This window comes from Streptococcus oralis (assembly GCF_001578935.1).
In the GTDB taxonomy this organism is placed as follows: Bacteria; Bacillota; Bacilli; order Lactobacillales; family Streptococcaceae; genus Streptococcus; species Streptococcus oralis_R.
Genome location: NZ_KQ969523.1, coordinates 26,480 through 52,520 on the forward strand (window position 1 = coordinate 26,480; position 26,041 = coordinate 52,520).

Genomic DNA, 26,041 nt, shown 5'->3' on the forward strand with positions numbered 1-26,041 from the left:
ATGACTAAACGCGCCTTAATCAGCATCTCAGACAAAGCGGGCATTGTTGAATTTGCCCAAGAACTCAAAAAACTTGGTTGGGATATTATCTCAACAGGTGGGACCAAAGTTGTCCTTGACAATGCTGGGGTAGATACCATTGCGATCGACGATGTGACTGGGTTCCCAGAAATGATGGACGGTCGTGTCAAGACCCTGCACCCGAATATCCACGGTGGTCTCCTCGCTCGTCGTGACTTGGATAGCCACCTTCAAGCGGCTAAGGACAATAAGATCGAGCTCATTGACCTTGTGGTGGTAAACCTTTACCCATTCAAGGAAACGATTCTCAAACCAGATGTGACCTACGCTGACGCGGTGGAGAATATTGATATCGGTGGGCCATCCATGCTTCGCTCTGCGGCTAAAAACCATGCCAGTGTAACGGTTGTGGTAGACCCTGCTGACTATGCTGTGGTTTTGGACGAATTGGCAGCAAATGGTGAAACAAGTTACGAAACTCGCCAACGTTTAGCAGCCAAGGTTTTCCGTCACACAGCAGCTTATGATGCTTTGATTGCGGCATATTTCACAGCTCAAGTGGGCGAAAGCAAACCTGAAAAACTCACTTTGACCTATGACCTCAAGCAACCAATGCGTTACGGTGAAAACCCTCAGCAGGATGCAGACTTCTACCAAAAAGCTCTTCCTACGGAATACTCCATTGCATCCGCTAAACAGCTCAACGGTAAGGAATTGTCCTTCAACAATATCCGTGATGCGGATGCCGCTATCCGTATCATCCGTGACTTCAAAGATCGTCCAACAGTTGTGGCTTTGAAACACATGAACCCATGTGGAATCGGTCAAGCTGACGATATCGAAACTGCTTGGGATTATGCTTATGAGTCTGACCCAGTGTCTATCTTTGGTGGAATTGTCGTCCTTAACCGTGAGGTGGATGCTGCGACAGCTGAGAAGATGCACGGTGTTTTCCTTGAGATCATCATCGCACCGAGCTATACGGATGAAGCGCTAGCCATTTTGACCAACAAAAGAAAAATTTGCGTATTCTTGCCTTGCCATTTGACGCTCAAGAGGCTAGCGAAGTGGAAGCAGAGTACACAGGCGTGGTTGGTGGACTTCTTGTGCAAAACCAAGATGTGGTCAAAGAAAGTCCAGCTGACTGGCAAGTGGTGAGCAAGCGCCAACCAACTGAGACAGAGGCGACGGCCCTTGAGTTCGCTTGGAAAGCTATCAAGTACGTCAAATCAAACGGGATCATCGTGACCAATGACCACATGACACTTGGCGTTGGCCCTGGTCAAACCAACCGTGTGGCTTCTGTTCGTATTGCGATTGACCAAGCTAAAGACCGCCTTGACGGCGCTGTGCTTGCTTCTGATGCCTTCTTCCCATTTGCAGATAACGTGGAAGAAATTGCTAAAGCAGGCATTAAAGCCATCATCCAACCAGGTGGCTCAGTTCGTGACCAAGAGTCTATCGAATCGGCGGACAAATACGGCTTGACTATGGTCTTCACAGGAGTAAGACATTTTAGACATTAAGAAAACAAAAGGGAAGAAAACAGTTTCTTTCCTTTTTTGGCTTAAAATGCTAAGTGAAACAAGATTAAAACGAACATTTGTGATATAATATTAGTAAATAATTCGTAAAAGAGGTTGAGAGATGAAGCTGTTAGTTGTCGGTTCGGGTGGTCGTGAACATGCGATTGCTAAGAAGTTGCTTGAGTCAAAAGACGTTGAAAAGGTTTTTGTAGCTCCTGGGAATGACGGGATGACCTTAGATGGACTTGATTTGGTAAATATCTCTATTTCCGAACATTCTAAGTTAATTGAGTTTGCAAAGGCCAACGATATTGCTTGGACCTTCATCGGGCCAGATGATGCCCTTGCTGCTGGAATTGTGGATGATTTTAACCAAGCTGATCTCAAGGCTTTTGGTCCGACTAGGGCTGCAGCAGAGCTGGAGTGGTCCAAGGATTTTGCTAAGGAAATCATGGTCAAATATGACGTTCCGACAGCAGCCTATGGCACATTTTCAGATTTCGAGACAGCTAAGGCTTATATCGAGGAGAAAGGCGTTCCAATCGTCGTCAAGGCAGATGGATTGGCGCTCGGGAAAGGGGTTGTCGTTGCTGAAACGGTTGAGCAAGCAATCGAAGCCGCTCACGAGATGCTTTTGGACAATAAGTTCGGTGACTCTGGTGCGCGTGTGGTTATCGAGGAATTCCTTGACGGAGAAGAGTTCTCTCTCTTTGCCTTTGTTAATGGCGACAAGTTTTACATCATGCCAACGGCTCAGGATCACAAACGTGCTTACGATGGCGACAAGGGTCCGAACACGGGTGGTATGGGTGCCTATGCGCCAGTTCCACACTTGCCACAGAGTGTGGTTGCCACAGCGGTTGACACCATTGTCAAGCCAGTCCTTGAAGGCATGATTAAAGAAGGTCGTCCGTATCTTGGTGTCCTATACGCGGGGCTTATCTTGACAGCTGATGGTCCGAAAGTCATTGAGTTCAATGCTCGTTTTGGAGATCCTGAAACGCAAATCATCTTGCCTCGTTTGACATCTGACTTTGCGCAAAATATCACGGATATCCTCGATGGCAAGGAGCCAAACATCACGTGGACGAACAAGGGAGTGACTCTGGGTGTGGTTGTCGCATCAAACGGTTACCCACTGGCTTATGAGAAGGGTGTCAAGTTGCCAGCCAAAACTGATGGCGACATCATCACTTACTATGCAGGAGCTAAGTTTGCGGAAAATAGCAGAGCACTGCTATCAAATGGCGGACGTGTCTATATGCTCGTCACAACAGCAGACACCGTCAAAGATGGCCAAAACATCATCTATAACGAACTCGATAAACAAAACACAGAAGGCCTCTTCTACCGAACAGATATCGGAAGCAAGGCCATAAAAGATTAACAGATACTAAAATTGTCATGGCGAGCGAAGCGAGCCACTATAGGATAATCGTCGCAGTAGTGGAACTCCTAGTAGCAAAGCTACTAGGAGCGGAAAACTGGAGACCTAGGCTCCAGTTTTAGTAATGGAACGCCTTAGGCGGTCGCTTACGTCCGCACTACATTAGACGATTATTAAAAAAGGAGAAGAAATGAAGCCAGCAATTTCCATTATCATGGGCTCAAAATCCGACTGGGCGACCATGCAAAAAACCGCCGAAGTTCTGGACCGCTTCGGTGTAGCCTACGAAAAGAAGGTTGTCTCTGCCCACCGTACACCGGACCTCATGTTCAGACATGCTGAAGAAGCTCGTAGTCGCGGCATCAAGGTCATTATCGCAGGTGCTGGTGGCGCAGCCCATTTGCCAGGGATGGTCGCAGCGAAAACAACCCTTCCTGTCATCGGGGTGCCTGTCAAATCGCGTGCCCTTAGTGGAGTGGACTCGCTCTACTCTATCGTACAGATGCCGGGTGGTGTGCCAGTCGCAACTATGGCTATCGGTGAAGCAGGTGCGACCAATGCGGCTCTCTTTGCACTCCGTCTCCTTTCAGTAGAAGATCAGGCTATCGCGACAGCATTGGCAGATTTCGCAGAAGAGCAAGGAAAAATCGCAGAGGAGTCTACCAATGAGCTCATCTAAAACAATCGGAATTATCGGTGGTGGTCAGCTGGGTCAGATGATGGCCATTTCTGCTATCTACATGGGGCACAAGGTTATCGCACTGGATCCTGCGGCGGATTGCCCGGCCTCTCGTGTGGCGGAAATCATCGTGGCTCCTTATAACGATGTGGATGCCCTCCGTCAGTTGGCTGAGCGTTGCGATGTCCTGACCTATGAGTTTGAAAATGTCGATGCCAGCGGTTTGGATACTGTTATCAAGGATGGTCAGCTTCCTCAAGGAACAGACCTGCTTCGCATCTCCCAAAATCGCATTTTTGAAAAGGACTTTCTCTCAAATAGGGCCCAAGTCACTGTGGCACCCTACAAGGTTGTGACTTCTAGCCAAGACTTGGCAGATATCGACCTCTCCAAAAACTATGTCCTCAAGACTGCGACTGGTGGATACGACGGGCATGGTCAGAAGGTCATTCGTTCAGAAGCAGACTTGGAAGAAGCTTATGCACTAGCTGACTCAGCAGACTGTGTCTTGGAAGAATTCGTCAGCTTTGACCTTGAAATTTCTGTCATCGTGTCAGGAAATGGCAAGGATGTGACGGTTTCCCCAGTTCAGGAAAATATTCACCGAAACAATATCCTATCTAAGACCATTGTGCCAGCTCGCATTTCAGAAAGTCTAGCTGAAAAGGCCAAGGCAATGGCAGTACGAATCGCTGAGCAACTCAACTTGTCTGGAACCCTTTGTGTGGAAATGTTTGCGACAGCTGATGACATCATCGTCAATGAGATTGCCCCCCGCCCACATAATTCTGGGCATTACTCCATCGAAGCCTGTGACTTCTCTCAGTTTGACACCCATATCTTGGGTGTTCTCGGAGCACCATTGCCAGTTATCAAATTGCATGCGCCTGCAGTCATGCTCAACGTCCTCGGCCAACACGTCGAGGCTGCTAAAAAGTATGTCGCAGAAAATCCAAGCGCCCACCTCCACATGTATGGTAAAATAGAAGCAAAGCACAACCGCAAGATGGGACATGTGACTTTGTTTAGCGATGTACCGGATAGTGTGGTTGAGTTTGGAGAAGGGATTGATTTTTAGGACATGCCTATGATATAACTCATCGTCAACGCATTTGTTGAAAAAGATAAGACTGGAGCAGTCGTCGAAGTCTTGTATGCTAGTAGCAATCACGAAAAAGTGAGAGCTAAGTATGAAGAGTTGATTGCTCAATATCCTGAAAACTATTTAGCTATTTATGGTCTACTACTGAATACGGATTTGAATACACTAAATCACTATCCATTAGTGTGGATTGGGAAAGAAGAGTTTGAGATTGGATAAAAATTAAGGTTGAAGTGAGATGAAGAAAATAGATTTACACACTCATACACAAATTTGTAAACAAGGTGATGGAAAAAAAAGAGAAATTTCACCAGAAGAATTTGTGAAAAAAATGAGAGAAAATAGTATTGAAATTTGTGCAATAACTAATCATAATAAATTTGATATTCTGGAATTTAAAAAGATTAGAGAACTAGATGATGAATTAACAATTTTCCCAGGTATGGAAATTGATGTTACTTTATACAATGGGCAACATAAACATATAATTGTAGTAGTTAATCCAGAAAAAATGCAAAAATTTGATGAAGTCTTTGATGAAGAATCTAGAAATTACGATGATTATATTATAAGTTATGAAGAATTTATTGCTAAAGTAAAGTCTTTTCCCAAAACTGAAATTATTGTAATACCACATTTTTATTTAAAAGATAAACAAAGAGGGGTGACCATCGAGGAAGCCAATAAACTAAGAGAAGATTTAGAGGGCTATATTGTTGTATTAGAACCAAAAAGTATACAAGCAATGGGGATAATTAATTCTCATAATGATTTGGCATTATTTGGTAGCGACGTAAAAGATTGGAATTCATATAGCGAATATATATTACCTGAAATAAAATATAAAATTGATTCTTTTGCGAAGTTTTACAAGCTTGCAGAAAATCCAGCATTATTTATAAAGACTATATTGGAAGACACCACATACTATGAAATTAATAGAAGTGATGATACAAAGTACCCTAACTTAAGAAAACCAATAAAAATATTTGAAGATATAAATATTATTTTTGGAGAAAAAGGAGCGGGTAAAACAATATTCGTTAAAAATTATGTATATCCAACTCTTAAGAATCTTGGGAAAAATGTATTTTTTCATGAAGGTAAAGATTACAATACAGAGTATGAAGACATAATTAATGAATTAAATAATAAGATTGCGATTGATGAGGAAAAGAAAAATAGGATTACACAAATAATTCGAACTCTATTTGATTACTCAGAATTAAATAATTTTAATGGATTAGAACAAATAATTAAATTTAGAAAATCAGCATTAAGTAATAAAAATGCTGAAAGAATTTGTAAAAAAGATTCCAGAATATCTGTTTCTATTAGCACAGAAGATATTACGATGGTTTTAAGTGAAACAAATCGAAAATTTAAGAAAATAAATGCCGTTGAAGAAATTAACGAAAGTGTGAATAGGGAGTTAACGAGTAGAGAAAAATTAGATAGCGAATTAAAAATTCTGAAACAAGATATTTTGAAGGATACAGAAAGTTATATTAAGAAAGCTTTTTCAAATAAAGGGATAATACGTTCAATTGATAGCATTAAAGAGAGTATAAAAAAGCAAACAGGTTCAGATTCTGCACCAACACATATTAAATTCTCAGAATTGGTTGAAAAAAGATTAAATAGAATAAAATACAACAAACGATTAATGGATTTATTCGAAGAAATAGAAGATATTAAAATTAGTTCATTGGGGAAATTACCACAAAAAGGAGAAGTTCAGATAGAATCGGTAATAAAAGTACTTCCAGAAACAGAAGTCTTTAGCACCGAATCTCTTTTTGATAAAAATGGTTTACCTGCGCGAAGAAAATTAATGAAAAAATTTAATCATTTTGATATTAACACTTGTTTCAGTACAATCAATCAATATTTTGATGCGTCAGAAAAATCTATTGATATAGATGATTTTGTTAATAAAGTTATAAAGCATTCATATCAAATTTATTTAATTGACGAAAACAGAGATAGAAAGAATTATATACCATCAGAGGGTGAAAAAGCCATACTATCAATAAGTGCAATTTTAGAAAACAACCAGTACGATTTCTATATATTCGATGAGATTGAAAGAGGATTGGGTAATAGATACATCAGTTCTTATTTGATTCCAAAAATTAAAGAACTAAGAGATAGAGGTAAGACTGTTATAATATCAACTCATAATGCTAATATCGCAATTAATACATTACCTAGTCAAACAATTTACAGTGCTTATGATGTTTTACATGAAGAACCAGAGTTTTATGTTGGTAATATGTACAGTAATACATTAGAAAATAGTAAATCGGACATATTGAAATGGGAAAAGATTGCTTTATTACATCTAGAAGGTAGTGAGGAAATGTTTACCAACAGGAGGGATATATATGGAATTTGATGTGTTGACATTGAAATTTAATGATTTAGGTGATGGACTCGGATTGAAGTTAGAAAACGAAATTCTTGGCAGTTCGATAAACTTAGAAAGTGAAGATATAACAGATTTAAAAGATTTTTTTGATAAAATATTTGATTATGTTATTAGAACTGGGAAGCTTATCGAATTTCAGTTAGATAACTATACTGATAAAACGTTATTTCAAGTAGTAGCAGAGGATTTAGTTAAACAAGTTAACGCTGAAATTAAAGATTCTGCTAAAAATTTTGAAGAAATAATAGCATTCAAATCTCAAACAAATTAGCATAATAGGAGAAACAACATGATCAACCGTTACTCTCGCCCTGAGATGGCGAACATTTGGAGTGAAGAAAATAAATACCGTGCTTGGCTTGAGGTGGAAATCTTGGCTGACGAGGCATGGGCTGAATTGGGAGAAATCCCTAAGGAAGATGTGGCTTTGATCCGCGAGAAGGCGGACTTTGACATCGACCGTATTTTGGAGATTGAGCAGGAGACGCGCCACGATGTGGTGGCTTTCACGCGTGCGGTTTCTGAAACGCTTGGCGAAGAGCGCAAGTGGGTTCACTATGGCTTGACCTCTACTGACGTGGTGGATACGGCCTATGGTTACCTTTACAAGCAGGCAAACGACATCATCCGTCGTGACCTTGAAAACTTCACCAACATCATCGCTGACAAAGCGAAAGAGCACAAGTTCACGATCATGATGGGGCGTACCCACGGGGTACACGCGGAACCTACAACTTTTGGTCTTAAATTGGCGACTTGGTACAGCGAAATGAAGCGCAATATCGAGCGTTTCGAGCATGCGGCTGCTGGAGTGGAAGCTGGTAAGATTTCTGGTGCGGTTGGAAACTTCGCCAACATCCCACCATTTGTTGAAAAATACGTCTGCGACAAACTGGGTATCCGTGCTCAAGAAATCTCTACACAAGTACTTCCTCGTGACCTTCACGCTGAGTACTTTGCAGTTCTTGCTAGCATCGCAACTTCAATCGAGCGTATGGCGACTGAGATTCGTGGTTTGCAAAAATCTGAGCAGCGCGAAGTAGAAGAGTTCTTTGCCAAAGGTCAAAAAGGCTCTTCAGCAATGCCTCACAAACGCAACCCAATCGGTTCTGAGAATATGACAGGTCTTGCGCGTGTCATCCGTGGTCACATGGTGACGGCCTATGAGAACGTTGCTCTCTGGCACGAACGTGACATTTCCCACTCATCAGCTGAGCGTATCATCACACCAGATACGACTATTCTGATCGACTACATGCTCAACCGCTTTGGAAATATCGTCAAGAACTTGACGGTATTCCCAGAAAACATGATCCGCAACATGAACTCTACGTTTGGTCTGATCTTTAGCCAACGTGCCATGTTGACCTTGATTGAAAAAGGCATGACCCGTGAGCAAGCTTACGACCTTGTTCAGCCAAAGACTGCCCAATCATGGGATAACCAAGTAGACTTCAAACCGCTTCTAGAAGCGGATCCAGAAGTGACGTCACGCCTCACACAAGAGGAAATTGATGAGATCTTTAACCCAGTTTATTACACCAAACGTGTGGATGATATCTTTGAACGTATCGGTTTGGGTGACTAATCTTAACAATAAAAAGCGAGATTCAATCTCGCTTTTTTGTATGCTTATCGAAGAGGTTTAATCTTCTTTTTTCTTAGTGAGTCCGTAGGCTACTAGTGTGGCCATGAGTCCTGCTGCGACCAAGCCTGCAGATTCTTGACTTCCTGTTGCAGGGAGTTGTTTTTCTTCTGCTTTGGTTGCTTGTTCCCCCTTGCTATTATTTGTATGTTCGACGTCTGCTTGATTTACGACAGCAGTTCCGACTTCAACGATTTGTTTGACAGCTTCTTTTGTTATTTGGCTATCAACGATGGTTTCAGTTTTTTGACCATTTTCTGTAAGGACAGAAACATAGAGAATGCGTTCACCTTTTACACCTGCTGTAATAATTTTTTCCTGACCTGCTGGGAGATTTGGATTTTCTTTTTTGATAATCTCAAACGGAATCTCTTCAGTTCTTATGATGAGTTCTGGTTTGTTTTCGATAGCAGGAGCGAGTTCGTGCTCATCCAGACTTCCTGAGTGAGTTGCAGCTGGCTTGAGACCGAGACGCGCAGCTTTGAGGTTTGCTACAAGAGCGTCTAGTTCTGCTTGTTTGTTGCGGTTGAGGTTGTAGTTGAGAGCATCCTTTGCAGTTTGGAGTGCTGCAAGGCTTTCTTGGCTGTAACCTTCTAAGTTTTCAGGGATTTGAGCAAGCTCCTCGCGGAGGGCATTGTAGTTAGCGCGGAAGTAGTCTTTGTTGTGATCTGCGAAGGCAGTCATGAGTTCAAAGATTTCTTCTTCCTTGTACTCAGCACTTGGTTTGTCTGCCCAAATAGCAAGCATGCTTCCGACCGTTGGAAGGTCTACTTCTGGATACTTGGTAGAAGCAAGTTGATTAAATGGTACTTTGCCAGAATTTTCGAGTGCTTTTGGTAATGGGTAGGCTTGATCTTTTTGATGATTGCCTAGGACATAGTACCAGTCACCGTTGGTGTTGAGGAATTTGTAGCCCTTGCTTGCCAGATATTCTGGTGATGCGAGGTAGTAACCCCACCATCCTTTAGACCAGTAAGAGATCAAAACATCTTTATCAAATTCGACTTCATCCTCATCATTATAGTAGAAGCCATCGTTGAAGGCCATTGGCTGCAAACCACGTTCTTTTGCCATGGCAGCCAAGGTATTTGCGTATTCTGCAAATTTTCCATAAAGTCCGTAATATTTAAGGTAGTACCAACCTTGTGCATCGGTTGCGTCATTTGCGTACTCGTCTGTACCATAGTTGAAAATCTTGGTCTTCCCAGCAAAGAAGTCCATGTATTTACCGATGAGAGCCTTGGTGAAGTTTAGGGCTTCTTCGTTTTCGAGGTCCATGGTCGTTTTGGAAACATTGTTGAAGTTAGCTTGTGGATTTTGAATACCGAGTTTTTCCATGGCAACTAACATGGCATCCATGTGACCCGGACTGTTAATAGCAGGGATAAGTCCGAGACCTTTTGATTTTGCGTAGTTAATCAATTCGGTAATTTCAGCTTGACTGAGAGTAGTACCATTTGGATCGTCGTAGTAGGCTTTGTTTCCTGCAATAATAGCGTTTTTCACATCGTCACTAGCATAGGTTTTGCCATTGGCAGTGATAGTCATGTCATCTAGGAGGAAGCGAAGTCCGTCATTCCCTAGAAGAACGTGGATATCTGAGTAACCTAGTTCGCTAGCTTTGTCAACGATTCGCTTCAGTTGATCAAGTGAGAAATACTTACGACCAGCATCAATTGAGATAACTTTATTTTTAGCAAGTTTTTCAACTTCGCGTTTAGCGTCTTCTTCTTTTTGAGCTTCTGGAGTAAGGGTGAGCTTTTCTATAGCAGTTGTCAAGTTTGAGACAGCCTTGTCAATCGTGTCTTGTTGGGCGCGACTGAGATTGCTGTCTAGTGAACGGACGGCTTTTTCAGCTTCTTTCACAGCCGCGATACTTTCAGCTGTATAGCGTTTAAGATCTGTTGGTACGTCTTTGAGGGCTTGCTCAGCAGGCTCATAATCAGCTGCAAAGTAGTCAGCATTTGCATTGGCAAAGTGACGCATGAGTTTGAAGAGACGTGATGGTGAATAGCGTGCAGATGGGGTGTCTGCCCAGGCAGCAACCATTCCACCAAGAATAGGAATTTCTGCCCCATCAGCCTTTGGTACAGAGGTGATTGGGGTGTTTTTGATACCATTGAGACCTTGATCAAGGTTGTACCAGCCTTGCCCTTCGGCGTTGCGTCCGAGAACATAGTACCAAGCATCATTGGTATTGATGATTTGGTGTCCTTTTTCAACTAGGGATTTAGAAGAAGCGACATCATAACCGCCCCAACCGCCAGTCCACATAGATACGATGATGTCCTTGTCAAAAGTACCAAAGCTAGTGTCGTTGTTATAGTAGATACCATCATTAAATGCCATTGGTTTAAGACCATGAGATTTGACGATACGAGCGAGGTCGTTAGCGTAGTTGATAAATTTCCCATAGCCATTTTCAGGGAAGCCTTCGCCAGGGTAGTATTTATCTGCTTGAAGAACTTGCCAACCTTTGGCATTAGTTGCATCGTTGGCGTATTCATCTAAACCAATGTTAAAGATCTCGGATTTTTCAGCGAAGTAAGCTGCGTATTTGTCAATTAAGGCCTTGGTAAAGGCGACGGCTTGTTCGTTGTCCAAGTCTACAGTACGGGCAGATTCTGTACCAAAGTAGTCAAAATTAGGCTTTTCAATACCAATCTCTTTCATGGCATTGAGAATGGCATCCATATGACCAGGGCTGTTGACAGTAGGAATAAAGCCGATTCCTTTTTCTTTGGCATAGTTGATGAGGTCTGTCATTTGACTTTCTGTCAAGTGATTACCGTTTGGATCATTATAGTAAGCGTTATTTCCTTTTTCGATAGCACGTTTGACATCGTCACTGGCATAGGTTTTACCGTTAGCTGTGATGGTCATATCGTCTAGCATGAAACGAAGTCCGTCATTTCCTACTAACAAATGAAGATCAGTGTAGCCATAGTGTTTGGCCTTGTCGATGATTTCTTTGAGTTGTTCTGGAGAGAAGTACTTGCGTCCAGCATCAATCGACACAATTTTCTTTTTGGCTAATTTTTCATTAACTTCAGCCACCCGTTCAGTGCTAGGAGCGGTTGCTGCAGGTGTGACGGCTTCATTTTTCTTTTCTGAAGGAGTACCTTCAGCAGGAGTTTCAGCTGGGGCAGGGCTTTCTTTCTCGGTAGTAGGAGTTGGAGCAGCATTTTCTGTCACAACTGGTGCGCTTGACTCTTCTGTTTTTGGAGCAACTGTTCGAGGAACCTCCTTGTCTTCTTTGACCTCCTCTTTTATAGGCTTGTCAGCCTTTTCTTCCAGTTTTTCTGGAATCTTGGAGTCTACAGGTTTTTCGGTTGCTTGCGGACTCTCCTGAATAGTTTGAACGGTTTCTTCAGCTATTGGAGACGGAGCAATCCCGTCGGCAGACACGGTTTGGGCACTAAAAGCAAATCCGATAAGTACAGAAGCGGCTCCGATTGCGTACTTACGAATGGAGAAGCGCTGTTTCTTTTCTAGTTTCATGATAGAACCTCCTTGTTATTATCATATATGATAGCGTTTACATAAAACCAAATTTATTTTATTATCTCAGGAGTAAAATGTCAAGTGGGTTTATATAAGAACTATAATAAATAGAGGAAATCATAAGATTTAGAAGAAAATAGTCTATAAAGAGTGAAATAAGAGAATCAGTCGGTATTTTACTGTTTTTAGTAAAAACACTACTAATTAAAGAATTGCCTTTTGTCATGTGTTCATACTAAATTATGCATGCTATAATGAATATAGAAAAAGCCTGAGCTGGGCTCAAGCTTTCTCTTAATGACCTCGGTTACATGAGATGAATTTGATTTTGTAGTAGTCTGCTCGCTTATAAGTTTCACTATAGGCAAGGACTTGGCCAGTGGCCTCAAGTTTTGTAGTCTTCGTTTGGAAGACAGTTGGGAATTGTGTATCGATTCCGAGTACAGAAGCAGCATGCTCTGGTGTTGGGAATGCGATTTCGTTGATTTCCTCAAAATGTTCATCACTCATGTGAATGTGATAATCCAATTTGAAACGTGCATAGATAGAGCTATAATAGTCAAGATTTGGATAGTTGGCATTGATGTATTGCTCAGGAATATAAGATGTGTGGTAGATGTATGTCACATCGTTTGTCTGACGAATACGTTCAATCTTATAGTAGAATTGATCTCCACGTAGTCCAAGTTTATCTAAATATTCAAATTTGTTTCCACGCTCGATAGAAAGGACAGTAACTTTATCGTCTTTTGTTTCAAAGATTTCGACATCTGAAAACTCAACGAGTTTATGTTTACGTGCGCGTGAAACAAACGTACCTTTTCCTTGTTGACGAACGATGTAGCCGTCTTTAGCAAGGTCGTTCAAGGCACGAACAACTGTGATAGAACTCACATCGTACATCGCGATCAATTCGGCTTCGGTATAAAATTTATCTCCACTTGCAAATTGACCAGAGATGATTTTGTTTTTTAATTCATCTTTAATATATTGGTATTTAGGAATAGCCATAATTTCACCTCGATTCTCTCTCTCCAACCTAGATTTTACCATAAATAAAGAAAAAATAGTAGTATTAAGGTCAAAAAAATTAAAATAATAGACTAAAAATGTTATTTTACATGTAAAAAAATTCATTTGATGGCCTTGTAAATTATCATACATAAAAAGATGGTTTTCATACTATTTTTAGATAATTTTGGTAAATGGTAAGTAAAAAAATAGAAAAATTTTAAATATTTTTCTAAACCCTATTGACAAATGCAAAAGATTTGATTATAGTTAATATTATAATAAATGAAAGCGCAAACTTAATTCGTCAGAGGTAATAACATGACAAGATTTAAAATTGAGGACGATTTCTATTTAGACGAAAAACCGTTCAAGATTTTGTCCGGCGCCATTCATTATTTTAGGATTCCAGAAGAGGATTGGTATCATTCTCTCTATAACTTAAAGGCGCTTGGCTTTAATACAGTCGAAACCTATGTGGCTTGGAATTTACACGAACCTGTTGAAGGGGAGTTTGATTTTGAAGGTGCCAGAAATTTGGAGAGATTTCTTCAAATTGCACAAGATCTGGGTCTCTACGCCATTGTACGCCCGTCTCCATTTATCTGTGCGGAATGGGAATTTGGGGGCTTGCCAGCTTGGCTCTTGACCAAGGACATGCGAATTCGCTCGTCCGACCCAGTCTACATCGAGGCTGTTGCTCGCTATTATGACCAATTATTGCCAAGGCTTGTGCCTCGCTTGTTGGATAATGGCGGAAACATTCTTATGATGCAAGTCGAAAATGAATATGGCTCTTATGGAGAAGATAAGTCTTATCTACGATCAATTCGGAACTTGATGGAAGACCGAGGGATTGATTGCCCACTCTTTACTTCAGATGGCCCATGGAGGGCTGCTCTGAAAGCCGGAACCTTAATCGAAGACGACCTCTTTGTGACAGGAAACTTCGGTTCTAAAGCTCCGTACAACTTTTCACAGATGCAGGAATTCTTTGATGAGCATGGCAAGAAATGGCCCCTCATGTGTATGGAATTCTGGGATGGGTGGTTCAACCGTTGGAAAGAACCCATCATCACACGGGATCCTAAAGAATTGGCAGAAGCTGTTCGAGAGGTATTGGAACAAGGCTCTATCAACCTTTACATGTTCCATGGAGGGACAAACTTTGGTTTCATGAATGGTTGCTCGGCTCGAGGAACTCTGGATTTGCCGCAAGTCACATCTTACGACTATGATGCCCTTCTCGATGAAGAAGGAAATCCAACTGCTAAATACCTAGCGGTCAAGAAGATGATGGCAACACACTTCCCAGAGTATCCACAGTTGGAACCACTTTATAAGGAAAGCATGGCGATAGAGGCAATTCCATTGGTCGAAAAAGTTTCCTTGTTTGAAACCTTGGATAGTTTAGCAAGTCCAACTGAAAGTCTCTATCCAAAAGCGATGGAAGAACTTGGTCAAAGCTATGGTTACCTACTCTATCGTACTGAGGCAAGTTGGGATGCAGAAGAGGAACGTCTCCGTATCATTGATGGACGTGACAGAGCTCAACTTTTTGTAGATGGTCAATGGATTGCTACTCAATACCAGACAGAAATTGGTGAAGATATCTACTGTCAGGGCAACCGAGAAGGCTTTTCAGAGATTGACATCTTGATCGAAAATATGGGGCGTGTCAACTACGGACATAAGTTCTTGGCAGATACGCAGCGTAAAGGAATTCGAACAGGTGTCTGCAAGGATCTACATTTCTTACTGAATTGGAAACAATATCCACTGCCACTGGATAATCCTGAGAAGATTGATTTTTCAAAAGGATGGACTCAAGGACAACCAGCCTTTTACGCTTTCGACTTTACTGTTGAAGAGCCGAAGGATACCTACTTAAACTTGTCTGAGTTTGGTAAGGGAGTTGCCTTTGTCAACGGGCGTCACCTAGGGCGTTTTTGGAACGTCGGCCCGACCCTCTCACTTTATATCCCTCACAGTTATCTCAAGGAAGGTGCTAACCGCATCATCATCTTTGAAACAGAGGGCGAATATAAAGAAGAGATTCATTTAACTCGTAAACCTACACTAAAACATATAAAGGGGGAAAACTTATGACAATTGTAGGAAGCCGTATCGATGGACGTTTGATCCATGGTCAAGTAGCCAACCTTTGGGCTGGAAAACTAAATGTTTCACGCATCATGGTCATTGACGACGAAGTCGCTCAAAACGATCTTGAAAAAAGCGGGTTGAAATTGGCGACACCGCCAGGAGTGAAACTCAGCATTTTGCCAATTGAAAAAGCAGCTGCTAATATCCTTGCTGGTAAATACGATAGCCAACGGCTCTTTATCGTTGCGAAAAAACCAGACCGTTTCCTTGCCTTGGTGGAAGCTGGAGTGCCACTTGAAACACTCAATGTCGGAAACATGTCTCAAACACCAGAAACTCGCGCTATCACACGTTCTATCAACGTAGTGGATAAGGATGTGGAAGACTTCCACAAACTTGCAGAAAAAGGTGTTAAACTCACTGCTCAAATGGTTCCAAACGATCCAATTTCAGACTTTTTGAGCTTATTAAAATAGGAAAAATTTTTAGGAGGTCATTGTTATGATACAATGGTGGCAAATTTTACTTCTCACTTTGTACTCAGCTTATCAAATCTGTGATGAGTTGACAATCGTTTCATCTGCAGGTTCCCCTGTATTCGCTGGTTTCATTACTGGTTTGATCATGGGAGATGTGACAACTGGTTTGTTTATCGGTGGTAGCTTGCAGTTGTTCGTTCTCGGGGTTGGTACCTTCGGTGGTGCTTCTCGTATTGACGCAACATCTGGTGCGGTTCTTGCGACAGCATTCTCTATCTCACAAGGTATTGATACAGATCTTGCGATTACAACAATCGCTGTACCAGTAGCAGCACTTCTGACATACTTCGACGTTCTTGGACGTATGACAACTACTTTCTTTGCACACCGTATTGATGCTGCGATCGAACGCTTTGACTACAAAGGTATCGAACGCAACTACTTACTCGGTGCAGTGCCTTGGGCTCTTTCTCGTGCCCTTCCAGTATTCTTTGCTCTTGCTTTTGGTGGTGCTTTCGTACAATCAGTAGTAGACCTTGTTAAAGAATACCAATGGGTTGCAGACGGTTTGACACTTGCAGGTCGTATGCTTCCAGGTCTTGGATTTGCAATCTTGCTTCGTTACCTTCCAGTTAAACGTAACCTTCACTACCTTGCAATGGGATTCGGTTTGACAGCTATGTTGACTGTTCTTTACTCATATGTAACAGGTCTTGGTGGAGCTGTTGCGGGTATCCTTGGTACTCTTCCTGCTGATGTTGCTGAAAAGATTGGCTTTGCTAACAACTTCAAAGGCTTGTCTATGATTGGTATCTCTATCGTAGGTATCTTCCTTGCAGTTGTTCACTTTAAGAACAGCCAAAAAGTAGCTGTAGCAGCACCTTCTACACCATCAGAAAGTGGGGAAATCGAAGATGACGAATTCTAATTACAAACTTACAAAAGAAGATTTTAATCAAATCAACAAACGTAGCTTGTTTACTTTCCAATTAGGTTGGAACTACGAACGTATGCAAGCTTCTGGTTACCTTTACATGATCTTGCCTCAATTGCGTAAAATGTATGGGGATGGAACTCCTGAATTGAAAGAAATGATGAAAGTTCATACTCAATTCTTCAATACTTCACCATTCTTCCACACAATTATCGCTGGTTTTGACCTTGCCATGGAAGAAAAAGATGGTGTGGGTTCAAAAGATGCCGTTAACGGTATCAAGACAGGTTTGATGGGACCATTTGCTCCACTTGGAGATACCATCTTTGGTTCTTTGGTTCCTGCCATCATGGGATCTATCGCAGCAACTATGGCTATCGCTGGCCAACCATGGGGTATCTTCCTTTGGATCGCAGTTGCAGTTGCTTATGACATCTTCCGTTGGAAACAATTGGAATTTGCCTACAAAGAAGGGGTTAACCTTATCAACAACATGCAAAGTACTTTGACAGCTTTGATTGATGCTGCATCTGTACTTGGTGTCTTCATGATGGGTGCTCTTGTAGCAACAATGATTAACTTTGATATTTCTTACAAATTGCCAATCGGTGAAAAGATGATTGACTTCCAAGACATCTTGAACTCAATCTTCCCACGCTTGCTTCCAGCAATCTTTACTGCCTTTATCTTCTGGTTGCTTGGTAAGAAAGGTATGAACTCTACTAAAGCTATCGGTATCATTATCGTTCTTGCAGTAGGCCTTTCTGCTATTGGTAAATTCTTGCTTGGAATGGGAGCGTAGTTGAGGGCTTATGAGTAAATCATTAGTATTGGTCAGCCATGGTCGTTTCTGCGAAGAGCTGAAAGCTAGCACAGAGATGATTATGGGACCACAAGAAAATATCTATACAGTTGCGCTTCTTCCAGAAGACGGTCCAGAAGACTTTACAGCTAAATTTAAGGCGACAGTTGAAAATTTGGATGATTTCATTGTCTTTGCAGACCTTCTTGGTGGCACACCATGTAATGTGGTCAGCCGTTTGGTCATGGAAGGTCAAGCCATTGACCTATACGCAGGGATGAATCTTCCGATGGTCGTTGAATTTATCAATGCAAGCCTTACAGGTGCAGATGCGGACTACAAGAGCCGTGCTGCAGAAAGCATTGTAAAAGTCAATGATTTGTTAGCAGGATTCGATGATGACGAAGACGAATAAGATGTGACAACGTGAAAATCGTTAGAACAACTTGTATAGAATATACATGGGAATGGGAGTCAATCCCATTCCCATATTTTCAATAGGAATGAAACAACAATAGATTAGAGGAACTCTATGCTAAATTACACAAAAGAAGAATTGCTTGAACTGGGTGCAGAAATCACGACTCGTGAAATCTACCAACAGCCTGATGTATGGAAAGAGGCTTTTGAAGCCTATCAAGCAAAACGAGAAGAAATTGCAGCCTTCCTACAAGGGATTGCTGATAAACATGACTATATCAAGGTTATCTTGACGGGTGCTGGGACTTCTGCTTATGTGGGAGATACCTTGGTACCTTACTTTAAGGAAGTCTATGACGAACGCAAATGGAATTTCAATGCCATTGCGACAACTGATATTGTTGCCAATCCAGAAACTTATCTGAAAAAAGATGTGGCGACTGTTCTTGTTTCCTTTGCTCGTAGTGGGAATTCACCTGAAAGTGTGGCGACAGTTGATTTGGCTAAAGCCTTGGTGGACGACCTCTATCAAGTGACCATTACATGTGCTGCAGAAGGGAAATTGGCGCTTCAGGCTCATGGCGATGACCGCAATCTTTTGCTCTTGCAACCAGCTGCTTCCAACGATGCTGGATTTGCCATGACTTCTAGCTTTACGTCTATGATGCTAACAGCTCTCTTGGTCTTTGATCCTACAGAATTTGCTGTGAAATCTGAACGTTTTGGAGTTGTTTCTAGTCTTGCCCGTAAAGTTCTAGACAATGCAGCAGATGTTAAAGAGCTGGTTGACCTCGACTTTAACCGTGTTATCTACCTGGGCGCTGGTTCTTTCTTCGGTCTTGCTCATGAAGCTCAGTTGAAGATTTTGGAATTAACAGCTGGTCAAGTTGCGACTATGTATGAAAGCCCAGTCGGCTTCCGTCACGGTCCAAAATCATTGATCAACGAAGATACAGTTGTTTTGGTATTTGGTACAACGACAGATTACACTCGCAAGTATGATTTGGACTTGGTTCGTGAAGTGGCTGGTGATCAGATTGCTCGTCGTGTTGTGCTTTTGAGTGATCAAGTCTTTGGTCTTGAAAATGTCAAAGAAGTAGCCCTTGGCTGTGGTGGTGTCTTGAACGATATTTACCGTGTCTTCCCTTACATTGTTTATGCCCAACTCTTTGCCCTTTTGACTTCGCTTAAAGTGGAAAACAAACCAGATACACCGTCTCCTATGGGTACAGTAAACCGTGTGGTACAAGGTGTCATCATTCATGACTATCAAAAATAAGGAAGTATCTATGAGTAAATTACAATTAAGTCCCAATAAAGTAGCTTGCTTGCAAAAACTCTCTGACGAGAACGGCATTATCTCAGCCCTTGCCTTTGACCAACGTGGTGCTTTGAAACGCCTCATGGCTCAACACCAAACAGAAGAACCAACTGTGGCTCAAATGGAAGAATTGAAAGTCTTGGTTGCAGATGAATTGACCAAATACGCATCATCAATGCTTCTTGACCCTGAATATGGACTTCCAGCTACAAAAGCGCTGGATGCCAACGCTGGCCTTCTCCTAGCTTATGAAAAAACTGGTTACGACACAACCAGCACCAAACGTTTGCCTGACTGCTTGGATGTTTGGTCTGCAAAACGCATCAAGGAACAAGGTGCAGATGCTGTCAAATTCTTGCTTTACTATGACGTAGACAGCTCTGACGAACTCAACCAACAAAAACAAGCCTACATCGAGCGTATCGGTTCTGAGTGTGTGGCGGAAGACATTCCGTTCTTCCTTGAAATCCTCGCTTATGATGAAAAAATCGCTGACGCAGGTTCTGCAGAATATGCCAAAGTCAAACCACACAAGGTTATCGGTGCCATGAAGGTCTTCTCAGACCCACGCTTCAACATCGATGTCTTGAAAGTGGAAGTTCCAGTAAACGTCAAATACGTTGAAGGCTTTGGCGATGGTGAAATCGTGCATACTCGTGAAGAAGCAGCAGCCTTCTTCAAAGCGCAAGATGAAGCAACTAACTTGCCATACATCTACTTGAGTGCAGGTGTATCAGCCAAACTCTTCCAAGAAACCCTTGTCTTTGCCCACGAATCAGGCGCAAACTTCAATGGTGTGCTTTGCGGCCGTGCAACTTGGGCTGGATCAGTGGAAGCCTACATCAAAGACGGTGAAGCAGCAGCTCGCGAATGGCTTCGCACAACTGGATTTGAGAACATTGACGAACTCAACAAGGTTCTTCAAACCACAGCGACTTCATGGACTGAACGTGTGGAAGCATAAAACAAGTATAGAAGAATCCCCTTTTGTTAAGAAGATACTCAAGGTTTTCTGACAAAGGATTCTGAAAATAGAAACTACAACCATAGATGGTAAATACACTCTCTATGGTTTGTTTACTTAAGAGAAATGAGTCAAAGGAGAGAAGAATGAAAGCATACACAGAGCGTGTATTTGGAAATCATGAGGGCAAGGATGTCTTGTCCTATCGCTTTGAGACTGACGGTGGCTACCAACTTGAGGTCATGACTTATGGTGCGACCATCTTGCGTTATGTCACACCTGATAAGGCTGGAAATTTTGCTAACGTTATCTTGGGATTTGATGACTTTGATAGCTATGTAGGCAATAGTCCCAAGCATGGAGCGAGCGTAGGTCCTGTGGCAGGTCGTATCGCAGGGGCGACCTTTGAGCTCAATGGTCAGACCTATGATCTTGAAGTCAACAATGCTAGCAACTGTAACCACAGTGGTTCAACTGGTTGGGATTCTAGCTTATTTGAACTAGTTGAAGTGAACGACCATGGATTGACTCTCTATACAGAGCGTACAGACGGGACAGGAGGATTTCCTGGTAATCTCAAGATTTGGATTAGCTATCACTTGGAAGAAACTGGTGCCTACGAAATCAGCTACAAGGTAACGACAGATCAGGATACCTTGGTCAATCCAACTAACCACAGCTATTTCAATCTTTCGGGTGATTTCACTAAAACCATTGATCGCCATGTCTTCCAGCTCAATACGGAAGGAATCTATCCAATCGCTCCAGATGGTGTCCCTGAGAAAAATCCAGATGCTAATCGAGATGTGATTAAACATATCTACAATGGTGCAGTATTCAAGGACTTGTTTGCAGAGGACGATGCCCAAGTGCAGTTGGTAACTGGTCTAGATCACCCCTTTGCTCTTCCAGCGGGGCATGACAATGCTGGCTTCCTCTACGATCAGGATTCTGGTCGCTTTATGACCTTTAAGACAGAAGCCCCTTGCTTGGTCGTTTATACAGCAAACTTCGTGGACGAGAGTGTGATTCTAGCTGGTCAACCGATGATTCAGCACAATGGGGTTGCCCTTGAAGCGCAAGCTTTACCAGATGCCATTCACAGTGATCTCAAAGACCAAGTCATTCTCAAGGCTGGGGAAACCTTTACCAGCAAAACTCGCTACCAAATAGTGGTGAAATAATAGAGTTCAATCTCAGGAGGTATCTTCTGAGATTTTTTAAAACACCGAGATGTAACTGTTGACATTACGGCTAGAAAGTGTATAATTGTTGTAAGTTAAATAGTTACAACAAAGAAAAGAGGAATTAATATGACCTACACCTACAATAGCCACATTTACCTAGCAGAAGCAGTGTTAAACGTTCAAGATTTGAAGCGACAGACAGCCTTTTACCATCAGATTATCGGGTTGGAGATTTTATCGCAGTCAGATCGAGAAGTCCTTCTAGGTGCCGGGGGGAAGCCCTTGGTTCACCTGATAGAGACCGATCGAAGGGAACTCGTAAAGGACAGTTATGGTCTTTATCATCTGGCTATTCTCTTGCCGAGCCGAGAAGCTTTGGGGGATGTTTTTAAGCATATCGCTGAATTGCAGATTCCCCTCATCGGTGGGGCGGATCATGGTTACAGCGAAGCTCTCTACTTAGAAGACTTGGAAGGTAATGGAATTGAGCTGTATCGAGACAAGCCGGTGTCAGTTTGGGATATTCGTGAGGACGGCCGCATTGTCGGGGTGACGGAGGAATTGGCTGCCCAGGATATTTATGAGCTGGGACGGGAAGTGAATCCTTTTGTTATCGATCCAGAAACGCGCATGGGCCATATTCACCTATCTGTCAAGGATAGCCAAGCTTCCAGTCGTTTCTATCAGCAAGTGCTCGGTTTAGAAGATAAGTTTAGCATTCCAAATGCCAGTTGGATCGCAGCAGGTGCTTACCACCACCATTTAGCTGTCAATGAATGGGGTGGGAAAAAGCTAGCGCACCGTGAGAAAGACATGCCAGGTCTTGCCTCCTACGTTGTCGAGGTGGAAGAGAAAGAAAGCCTGCTTGTCATTGCAGCAGCTGCCAAGGAAGAGGGAGCTCCCATTACTTGGGTGACCTCCAATGAACTTATCTTTGAGGATCCAGATGGGATCCTAACCCGTGTGCGAAAGGGGTAGTGCATGAAAGTTTACTATATTTGGGATGCCTATTGTGGCTGGTGTTATGGTTTTGACAAGATCTTAGCACCCTTTATGAAAGCTCATCCTGAGCTTGAACTGGACATGATCTCTGGTGGGCTCTTTACGGGTGGAAATGAAAAAACCACGCGCCAACTGGGAGCATATGATACCATGAACGAGGAGATTGCTCGGAGATATGGAGTTGAGTTTGGCGAGGCTTTTAAAGCAACCTTTACCCAAGACTTACCAGTTGATTCACTCAGGGCAGCTCAGGCTTTTGGAGTCCTTCGTCGCTATATCCCACAAGAAGAGCAAGTAGCGCTTGCTTATCGGATGCAGCAAGCCTTTTATGAGAAAGGACAGCTCTTGTCAGACCTTGAGACCTATGAAAATGTGATTGGCGAATTCGATCTGGATCCTATGATCCTTTTACCAGAGGTTGCGATAGCTTGGCAGTCCAGAGAACCCCATCCGGACTTTAGGAGAGCACATGAGCTGGGGGTGACTAGCTATCCGACCCTGATCCTTGAAAAGGATGGTCGCTATTACGACCTAAGAGGACAGGCCCAAACAGTGGAAGAACTAGAAGCAACTTATCAAAGTTTATTGCATCTAGATTAGAATAAATCATGAAGAGCCGGTTTTGCCGGCCCTTTTTGGTATAATAGAGAAAAAGGAGAATATCATGCCCCAAGATTTGCGTATCAAAAAAACAAAGCTAGCCATTCGTCAATCGGTGCTAGGTTTGCTTGCTGAAAAACCATTCAAGAAAATTACAGTAGCAGAGATTATTCATACAGCAGAAATCAATCGAGGGACTTTTTACGCCCACTATCTCGATAAGTACGATCTGTTAGAGAAGATTGAAATGGAGGTAGGAGAAGAGTTTTCTGCTGCGATTCAGGATTTGACGGCTCGAACCTTACAAGAAAACTGGGAGCAGGGAGATAGTTTTGACCATATCCTACTCATTTTGACTTACGTTGAGGAAAATCAAGAATTGTTCAAATTAATGGCAGAAAGAAAGTTAAGCTCGGCTTGGTTTGATGACATTGTCGCTACTTATTTCCAAAGTATTTTTCCAAGAGAGGCTGGAGACGATGTTTGGGCCTTGTACAAACAGGATGTTTTAAAGGCGAGCATTGTAGCTACCGCTAATCGTTGGGTTTTGGGTGCTTGTCGTGAAAATAAGGAAGATCTAGCATCTTGGATGACGGAGACGGAGCAACTCATTTTATTTGATCATACGTAAACCATACAGATCCTTAAAAAGTGTTCGATAAGCAACAGATTGTCATTTATTGCTGATTGAACGCTTTTTATATTCGCGTATAATAAAACATGTAAATAAAAACAACACCTAACAATAATCATATTTGGAGGAAAGAAAATGGCTAAAGATTTTACATTGTCTGATGGCACGAAATTACATGTTTTTACAGCTGATGAGATGGGCTTCATGGTCACATCGACCTTGGTGGTTCGCAAGCAAAAGGCTTTGTTAATTGGGGCACGTTTTAGACTCTCAGATGGCCGAGAAATCGTGGAGTATCTCAAAGAAAACAAGCTAGAATTAGAACAGATTTTCATTATCCATGGGGATCCAGATTATTATTTTGGTTTAGAAGAAGTCAAGGCAGCATTTCCAGAGGTTGTAGCCGTAGCGACACCTTTTGTGGTGGAACATATCCTAGCGACTGTAGAAAACAAACTCGAAGTTTGGCGTGATTTTCTGGGAGACGATCTACCAAAAAATGTCGTGATTCCATCTGTCATGACTGAGCAGGTCATTGAGTTTCAAGGAACAAGCTGGAAATTGTATGGTTCTGAGCCTTCCCAAGTCAATCTCTGGAATGAAGAGACAAAAACACTTATCGGTGGCGTTAATGTGTTCAACGAAAGTCACTTGTTCCTTGCAGATACACCAACTATAAAGGAATTACGTGACTGGCAAGGGCGTTTGCGTGAATTATTAGCTTTGGATGCCGATTTAGTAGTTGTGAGCCATGGTGATGAGAGTCGTTCCTTTGACAATCAAGCCTTACAATTCTCGCTAGACTATATTGAGTACGCGATTGAACTAAAAGGTTATGTTCAGGATTCAGAAACTTTTAAAGAAAAAATTCAGGAGCGTTTTCCAAATCTTCGTAACGAATCAGTTCTCGACATGAGTGCCAAAGTTATGACAGGTGAAATGGTATGGGGGTAATAGAAATGACAGTTGATTACAAAGAATTGGTAGCCCAGTCTTACCAAGCAATGGCTGAAGGGCGGATAGCGGACTTTAAAGCTTATTTTGCAGACCAATTGGTCTGGCAAGAGGCAGAAGGTTTCCCTTATGGTGGTGTTTACCATGGGATTGATGCGGTTGTTGACCATGTTCATAGTCGTCTAGGCTCAGAATGGATGGACTATCAGGCGACACCAAAATCGTATTTTGTGAGTGAGAATCAAGTCGTCGTTCATGGGCAATACAGTGGGACTTACAAGAAAACCAATAAATTTTTTAGAGCAGACTTTGCACATTTTTATCGATTTGACGAGGCGGGAAAAGTTGTCAACTTTATTCAAGTTGTTGATAGTGCCCTCGTACAAGCCGCAATGACATTATAGAAAGACAGGTAATAAAATGAAAACATCTACAAAAACATGGATCGCAGGAGTAACAGCAGTCGTCGTTTTAGGAGCAGGAGGAATCTATTATATGAACCAACAACAATCAGCACAAGTAACTTTACAAGAAACCAATCAAATTTCAAAAATGAGTAATACAGAAAAAGCAGTCGCTTTGTTGAAATCCTTTGAAACGGGAGATACGGGGGTTGCTAAGCAAGTTTTGAAAAAAGACTATATTCAACACAATCAGACCGTAGCTACAGGCTTGGATGGCTTCCTTCAAATCATGGAAGGAGCTAAAAACGGTGGAAGAGCTGCGACTGTTGATATTAAGCGTCAATTTGAAGATGGCAATACCGTCGTCTTACATAGTGTCTACAACTTTGGTGGACAAGAAATGGTCGGATTTGATGTTTTCAAATTTGATGATGCAGGTATGATCACGGAGCACTGGGACAATCTTAGCCCTGTTCGCGACGCTAACTACAGTGGTCACACACAGTTTGATGGTGCAGCGACAATTGATACCAGTGTGAATGGAGAAGAAACTAAGAAACTGGTTTCGACTTATATCGATGATATTATCTATGGTCAACATCCTGAAAAATTGGACTCATACTTTGATGGTGATCACTATATCCAGCATAATGCAGATATGGTTGACACAGTTTCAGGTTTTAAAGCTTCTCTTCAACAGATGGCCCAAATGGGAATCAATATGGATTATAAAACAACGCACCAAGTCCTTGCCCAAGGTGACTTTGCCTTGGTTATTAGTGAAGGAAACTTGGCTGGAAAAGAGACAGCTTTCTATGATCTTTACCGTGTAGAAAATGGGAAAATCGCAGAACATTGGGATGTTCTTGCAGATGTCATCGCTGATTCGGAAGCAGCAAATACGAACGGGAAATTTTAAATCGAATGG

The 26,041-nt window shown here is 42.1% G+C and carries 23 protein-coding genes and 1 pseudogene; 22 read left to right on the forward strand and 2 right to left on the reverse strand.

Annotated elements, in window-relative coordinates:
- The 8 genes and pseudogenes from purH (at position 1) to purB (ending at position 8,734) form a co-directional block, all read left to right on the forward strand.
- Positions 1-1,547 (forward strand): annotated as a pseudogene (gene purH / locus SORDD15_RS08860) (bifunctional phosphoribosylaminoimidazolecarboxamide formyltransferase/IMP cyclohydrolase).
- A 121-nt stretch (positions 1,548-1,668) separates the two neighbouring features.
- Positions 1,669-2,934 carry a phosphoribosylamine--glycine ligase gene (gene purD, locus SORDD15_RS08865; RefSeq protein WP_061416490.1) on the forward strand — a complete coding sequence of 422 codons (1,266 nt, stop codon included), beginning with the start codon at positions 1,669-1,671 and terminating at the stop codon, positions 2,932-2,934.
- Between the two features lie 190 nt (positions 2,935-3,124).
- The gene (gene purE, locus SORDD15_RS08870; RefSeq protein WP_061416491.1) at positions 3,125-3,613 is read left to right on the forward strand and encodes a 5-(carboxyamino)imidazole ribonucleotide mutase; all 489 of its coding nucleotides are present in this window, start codon (positions 3,125-3,127) and stop codon (positions 3,611-3,613) included.
- Positions 3,600-4,691 carry a 5-(carboxyamino)imidazole ribonucleotide synthase gene (purK, locus tag SORDD15_RS08875; protein WP_061416493.1) on the forward strand — a complete coding sequence of 364 codons (1,092 nt, stop codon included), beginning with the start codon at positions 3,600-3,602 and terminating at the stop codon, positions 4,689-4,691. The genes purE and purK overlap by 14 nt, the downstream gene beginning before the upstream one ends.
- 21 nt (positions 4,692-4,712) lie before the next feature.
- Positions 4,713-4,934, forward strand: coding sequence for a phosphoribosylaminoimidazole carboxylase (locus SORDD15_RS08880; RefSeq protein ID WP_231097652.1), 222 nt, complete (start codon positions 4,713-4,715; stop codon positions 4,932-4,934).
- Positions 4,935-4,953: 19 nt separating this feature from the next.
- Positions 4,954-7,113 (forward strand): PHP domain-containing protein, encoded by a 2,160-nt coding sequence (locus tag SORDD15_RS08885; RefSeq protein ID WP_061416495.1) that lies wholly within the window; start codon positions 4,954-4,956, stop codon positions 7,111-7,113.
- A complete protein-coding gene (locus SORDD15_RS08890; protein ID WP_061416497.1) occupies positions 7,103-7,417 on the forward strand; it encodes a hypothetical protein in 315 nt (104 codons plus the stop codon). Before SORDD15_RS08885 ends, SORDD15_RS08890 begins: the two co-directional genes overlap by 11 nt.
- 18 nt (positions 7,418-7,435) lie before the next feature.
- Positions 7,436-8,734: an adenylosuccinate lyase gene (gene purB, locus SORDD15_RS08895; protein WP_061416499.1), complete on the forward strand. Its 1,299-nt coding sequence runs from the start codon at positions 7,436-7,438 to the stop codon at positions 8,732-8,734.
- A gap of 57 nt (positions 8,735-8,791) precedes the next feature.
- Here purB and strH read toward each other — a convergent pair whose 3' ends face one another.
- Both strH and SORDD15_RS08905 read right to left on the reverse strand, forming a co-directional pair.
- Positions 8,792-12,292 (reverse strand): LPXTG-anchored beta-N-acetylhexosaminidase StrH, encoded by a 3,501-nt coding sequence (gene strH, locus SORDD15_RS08900; protein WP_061416501.1) that lies wholly within the window; start codon positions 12,290-12,292, stop codon positions 8,792-8,794.
- Between the two features lie 297 nt (positions 12,293-12,589).
- Entirely contained in the window at positions 12,590-13,348 is a 759-nt protein-coding gene (locus SORDD15_RS08905; RefSeq protein WP_196756226.1) for a GntR family transcriptional regulator, read from the reverse strand.
- A gap of 279 nt (positions 13,349-13,627) precedes the next feature.
- Between SORDD15_RS08905 and SORDD15_RS08910 the strand changes: the two genes are divergently transcribed.
- From SORDD15_RS08910 to SORDD15_RS08975, 14 genes are all read left to right on the forward strand, one after another.
- Entirely contained in the window at positions 13,628-15,415 is a 1,788-nt protein-coding gene (locus SORDD15_RS08910; RefSeq protein ID WP_061416506.1) for a glycoside hydrolase family 35 protein, read from the forward strand.
- Positions 15,412-15,888 carry a PTS sugar transporter subunit IIB gene (locus tag SORDD15_RS08915; protein WP_061416508.1) on the forward strand — a complete coding sequence of 159 codons (477 nt, stop codon included), beginning with the start codon at positions 15,412-15,414 and terminating at the stop codon, positions 15,886-15,888. Before SORDD15_RS08910 ends, SORDD15_RS08915 begins: the two co-directional genes overlap by 4 nt.
- A 25-nt stretch (positions 15,889-15,913) precedes the next feature.
- Positions 15,914-16,819: a PTS mannose/fructose/sorbose/N-acetylgalactosamine transporter subunit IIC gene (locus SORDD15_RS08920; RefSeq protein WP_033629162.1), complete on the forward strand. Its 906-nt coding sequence runs from the start codon at positions 15,914-15,916 to the stop codon at positions 16,817-16,819.
- Positions 16,806-17,627 (forward strand): PTS system mannose/fructose/sorbose family transporter subunit IID, encoded by an 822-nt coding sequence (locus SORDD15_RS08925; protein WP_061416510.1) that lies wholly within the window; start codon positions 16,806-16,808, stop codon positions 17,625-17,627. Before SORDD15_RS08920 ends, SORDD15_RS08925 begins: the two co-directional genes overlap by 14 nt.
- A gap of 10 nt (positions 17,628-17,637) precedes the next feature.
- Positions 17,638-18,042: a PTS sugar transporter subunit IIA gene (locus SORDD15_RS08930; RefSeq protein WP_081102417.1), complete on the forward strand. Its 405-nt coding sequence runs from the start codon at positions 17,638-17,640 to the stop codon at positions 18,040-18,042.
- 117 nt (positions 18,043-18,159) lie between these two features.
- The gene (locus tag SORDD15_RS08935; protein ID WP_061416512.1) at positions 18,160-19,326 is read left to right on the forward strand and encodes an SIS domain-containing protein; all 1,167 of its coding nucleotides are present in this window, start codon (positions 18,160-18,162) and stop codon (positions 19,324-19,326) included.
- Between the two features lie 10 nt (positions 19,327-19,336).
- Positions 19,337-20,332 carry a tagatose-bisphosphate aldolase gene (lacD, locus tag SORDD15_RS08940; protein ID WP_061416627.1) on the forward strand — a complete coding sequence of 332 codons (996 nt, stop codon included), beginning with the start codon at positions 19,337-19,339 and terminating at the stop codon, positions 20,330-20,332.
- Positions 20,333-20,478: 146 nt separating this feature from the next.
- The gene (locus SORDD15_RS08945; RefSeq protein ID WP_061416514.1) at positions 20,479-21,516 is read left to right on the forward strand and encodes an aldose epimerase family protein; all 1,038 of its coding nucleotides are present in this window, start codon (positions 20,479-20,481) and stop codon (positions 21,514-21,516) included.
- Positions 21,517-21,645: 129 nt separating this feature from the next.
- Entirely contained in the window at positions 21,646-22,497 is an 852-nt protein-coding gene (locus SORDD15_RS08950; RefSeq protein ID WP_061416515.1) for a VOC family protein, read from the forward strand.
- 3 nt (positions 22,498-22,500) lie between these two features.
- Positions 22,501-23,121 (forward strand): DsbA family protein, encoded by a 621-nt coding sequence (locus SORDD15_RS08955; RefSeq protein WP_061416517.1) that lies wholly within the window; start codon positions 22,501-22,503, stop codon positions 23,119-23,121.
- A 64-nt stretch (positions 23,122-23,185) separates the two neighbouring features.
- The gene (locus SORDD15_RS08960) at positions 23,186-23,752 is read left to right on the forward strand and encodes a TetR family transcriptional regulator (RefSeq protein ID WP_061416519.1); all 567 of its coding nucleotides are present in this window, start codon (positions 23,186-23,188) and stop codon (positions 23,750-23,752) included.
- Positions 23,753-23,890: 138 nt separating this feature from the next.
- On the forward strand, positions 23,891-24,709 hold the full coding sequence (locus SORDD15_RS08965; RefSeq protein ID WP_061416521.1) for an MBL fold metallo-hydrolase: 819 nt from the start codon (positions 23,891-23,893) through the stop codon (positions 24,707-24,709).
- Positions 24,700-25,113: a nuclear transport factor 2 family protein gene (locus tag SORDD15_RS08970; RefSeq protein ID WP_155718788.1), complete on the forward strand. Its 414-nt coding sequence runs from the start codon at positions 24,700-24,702 to the stop codon at positions 25,111-25,113. The genes SORDD15_RS08965 and SORDD15_RS08970 overlap by 10 nt, the downstream gene beginning before the upstream one ends.
- Positions 25,114-25,129: 16 nt before the next feature.
- Positions 25,130-26,032 (forward strand): nuclear transport factor 2 family protein, encoded by a 903-nt coding sequence (locus SORDD15_RS08975; RefSeq protein WP_231097650.1) that lies wholly within the window; start codon positions 25,130-25,132, stop codon positions 26,030-26,032.
- Positions 26,033-26,041: the final 9 nt, after the last annotated feature.